This window comes from Arthrobacter sp. (assembly GCF_031988865.1).
GTDB lineage: Bacteria > Actinomycetota > Actinomycetes > Actinomycetales > Micrococcaceae > Arthrobacter_B.
In genome coordinates, this window is the sequence record NZ_DALZXY010000157.1 from 1 (window position 1) to 3,554 (window position 3,554).

The window sequence follows — 3,554 nt, forward strand, 5'->3', positions numbered from 1 at the left end:
TCGGACCCTGCAGGCACGCTGCCGTCCGGTGCTGCCCCGAGCAGGGAACGGGTCAGGGCTTCGCGCTGTCCGGAGAGGCTTTCCGCCGCGCCGAACAGCTGCGCGTCGGAGCACTCCACCCCCGCTTCCGCCGCCGCGAGGACGGCCCGGCGCACCAGTTCCCGGGCGAACGACGCCGTCGCCCCCTCGGCCTGTTCGGCCACCTGTGCCAACGCGGCGGGAGAGAATGTTCCGGGCGGCGCGTACAGGTCCAGCAGCCGGGCGCGGTCCGCAGCATCCGGCAGCGGAATTTCGACGGCCAGGTCCACGCGTCCGGGCCGCTGGGCGAGGGCGCGTTCCAGCACGTCCACCCGGTTGGTGGTCATCACAAAAGCCACATCGGAGTCGGCGTCGAGGCCGTCCAGGGCATCGAGGACTTCAAAGAGCAGCGGCTGCGGTCCGTGGCCCATGCTCCGGTCTTCTGCAATCAGGTCAATGTCTTCCAGGACCACCAGCGACGGCGCCATGGCCCGCGCGAGTTTCGCCGCGTGGGAGACCGCGCCGAGGGATCCGCCGGAGAGGAGCACCGCCGTCGTTCCCGGGCTCTCGCTCAACAGGTGCCGCACGGTGTGCGTTTTCCCGGTGCCGGGCGGCCCGTACAGCAGCACGCCGCGCTTGAGGTGCTGGCCGGCCGCCTTCAACCTGCCACGGTGCCCGGCGATGCCCAGGACATGGCTGCGGACCCGCTCCAGCACGCCGTCCGGCAGGATCACTTCACTGCGGGGAAGCCGGGGCCGGGGCAGGAACGTGACGCCGGCGCCGTTTTGGCCATAGGGGTCAAAACCCAGCGACACCACCTGTCCGCGCAGGACACTGTTGGCCCGCAGGTCTTCCTGGATGGCTGCCAGCACAGCCGCCGCCGCGGGACGCTGTGCTGCCATCACGGCGATGCTCGCGTCCGGGCTGCCGGTCTGGGGATCCCCGCTGCGCTGCATCACGGCAACGGGAACCCCGCCGTGGCGGAAGAGCCGGACGCCCAGGGCGAGGGCTTCGCGGCTGGAATCGGGGCCGATGGCGACGTTGGCGAAGTCGGGCTGGCCAACCGGAACGTTGCTGTAGCCGTCCTCCTGCACCACATCGGAGAGGGTCAGGTGACGGCGCTGCTGGCCGCCGCCCATCCCGATCAGCGAGTTGTCCGGATCGGCGGCGGCCAGCCGTTCCAGGGCGATATCCAGGTCCGCGAACCGGTGGAACGGGATTGTCTCGGTAACGATCGGTACGTCCTGTGCCGGGCAGCCCAGATGGCGGCTGATGGCATCCCGCAGCCGTTCCCGGTCCGAGGACTGGAAGCGCTGCTGCTGTGCCAGGTCGACGGCAGCGCTGAAGCTGGCCAGGAAATCCGCGAGGTTCTTCTCCATGGGCGCCGACCCTATCAGCGGAAGGCGCCCGTCCCGGTCAGGGCGCGGCCCAGGATCAGGGCGTTGATGTCATGTGTGCCCTCGTAGGAGTAGACCGCTTCGGCGTCCGCATGGAAACGCGCGACGTCGGTGTCCAGGGTGATGCCGTTGCCACCCACCACTTCGCGGGCCAAGGCAACGGTTTCCCGCATGGCGGTGCAGGTGAACATCTTCGCCATGGCGGAGTCCTCATCCCGGAAGATGCCCTCTTCCTGGCGCTGGGTCAGCCGGACCACCATGCCCAGGGAGGCGGTGACGTTGGCCGCCATGGTCGCCAGCTTCTGCTGGGTGAGCTGGAAGGAGGCCAGCGGACGGCCGAACTGCTGGCGTTCCAGGGTGTAGCGCAGGGCGGCCTCGTACGCGCCGGCCTGCAGTCCGGCGGCGATCCAGGCGACGTCGGAGCGCAGCCGGCGCATCAGCGCGGCCACGTCCTTGAACGAGTTGATGTTGGTCAGCCGGGCGGAATCGGGCACCCGGACGCCGCGCAGTTCAATGTCGGCGTTCTGCATCATCCGCAGGGAGGTTTTGCGCAGGATTTTGCTCATCGAGACGCCGGGGGTTTCGCGCGGGACCAGGAAGGCTTTGACCTGGCCGTCGGCGGTATCGCGGGCGAAGACCGCCAGCGCATCGGCGGTGAACGCCCCGCCGATCCAGCGCTTGGCGCCGTCGATAATCCAGTCGCCGCCGTCGCGCCGGGCGGAGGTTTCCAGGCCGCCGGCAATATCCGAGCCGTGGTCCGGTTCGGTGAGCGCGAAGACACCGGTGTACTCGAAGGAGCGGATCTTGGGATCCAGGTCCGCTGCCTGCTCCGGGCTGCCGCCTTCCAGGACGGTGGTGCGGAACAGGCCGGACTGGGCGTTGTAGAACGTGGCGACCGAGGCATCGGTGCGGGCGAGTTCAAAGTTCCGGAAGCCGGTGTACAGCCCGGAGGTGCGTCCTTGGCTGTTGGTGGCGCCCACGGGTGCCATGAGGTTCAGGTCCACCAGCGGCTGCCGGATCTGGTAGGGAAACTCCCCGGCTTCCCAGTACTCTCCCAGCAGCGGGCTGACCTGTTTGTCCAGCACGGTCCGCAGCTTGCCCAGTGCCCCGAGCTCGGCGCTGCTCAGGAGTTCGGAGTAGCCGTAGCGGTCGGACGGGTAGAACGCCCTGGCCTCCTCGGTGCTCATTAGCCCAGTCCCAGCAGCCGGACGGCGTTTTCCTTGAGGATCTTGGGGCGGACCGCCTCTTTGATCTCCAGGGCATCGAAGTCCCGGCGCCACCGGTCCGGCGTGATCAGCGGGTAGTCGGAGCCGAAGAGCACCTTGTCCTGCAGCAAGGAGTTGGCGTGGCGCACCAGGTTGGCCGGGAAGTACTTCGGCGACCAGCCGGAGAGGTCGATCCAGACGTTGGACTTGTGCGTGGCCACGGCAATGGCCTCGTCCTGCCAGGGCACCGAGGGGTGGGCCATGATGATCTGCAGCTCGGGGAAGTCTGCGGCGACGGCGTCGAGCAGGATCGGGTTGGAGAGCCCCAGTTTCAGGCCGAAGCCGCCGGGCAGGCCGGAGCCGATGCCGGTTTGGCCGGTATGGAACAGGGCCGGAACGCCCAAGTCCTGGAGCAGGGCCCAGAGCGGATAGAACGCGCGGTCGCTGGGGTCGAAGTTCTGCACCGTGGGGTGGAACTTGAAGCCGCGCACGCCGTAGTCACCGGCGAGGACCTTGGCCCGGGCCAGCGCCTCGGTGCCGGAGGTGGGGTCCACGGAACCGAAGGGAATCAGCACGTCGTTGTTGCGGGCCGCACCCTCGGCGATTTCCTCGCTGGAGTTCGGCGGATGGCCCAGTGCCTTGGACGCATCCACGGTGAAGACGACGGCGGCGGTCTTCCGTTCGCGGTAGTACGCGGCAATTTCGTCCAGCCCGGGGCGCGGTCCGTCGGTCTTGAAGTGCTTGGAGGCGGCGTCAACGAGTTCCTGCGGGAGCGCGTTGTGTCCGTGGTCGTCCACCTCGATGTGGACGTGGGTGTCGATGGCGTCGAGGGCCGCGACGTCGAGGCCGAGTGTGTAGACCATGGCTTACTTGCTTTCCGCGGTCTGGGGCTGGAGTTCGGCCGGCAGCGGCGGGAACTTCTCCCCCACCCCCT

At 68.6% G+C, this 3,554-nt stretch carries 3 protein-coding genes; all 3 read right to left on the reverse strand.

Features of this window, described 5'->3' with window-relative positions; all coding sequences use genetic code 11:
* A partial coding sequence (locus RTN46_RS16700) for an ATP-binding protein (protein WP_312183097.1) occupies positions 1–1,397 on the reverse strand: 1,397 nt, incomplete at its 3' end.
* Positions 1,398–1,411: 14 nt separating this feature from the next.
* A complete protein-coding gene (locus RTN46_RS16705; RefSeq protein ID WP_312183100.1) occupies positions 1,412–2,602 on the reverse strand; it encodes an acyl-CoA dehydrogenase family protein in 1,191 nt (396 codons plus the stop codon).
* Complete coding sequence (locus RTN46_RS16710) at positions 2,602–3,483, reverse strand: amidohydrolase family protein (RefSeq protein ID WP_312183101.1); 882 nt, start codon at positions 3,481–3,483, stop codon at positions 2,602–2,604. The genes RTN46_RS16705 and RTN46_RS16710 overlap by 1 nt, the downstream gene beginning before the upstream one ends.
* Positions 3,484–3,554 lie beyond the last annotated feature (71 nt).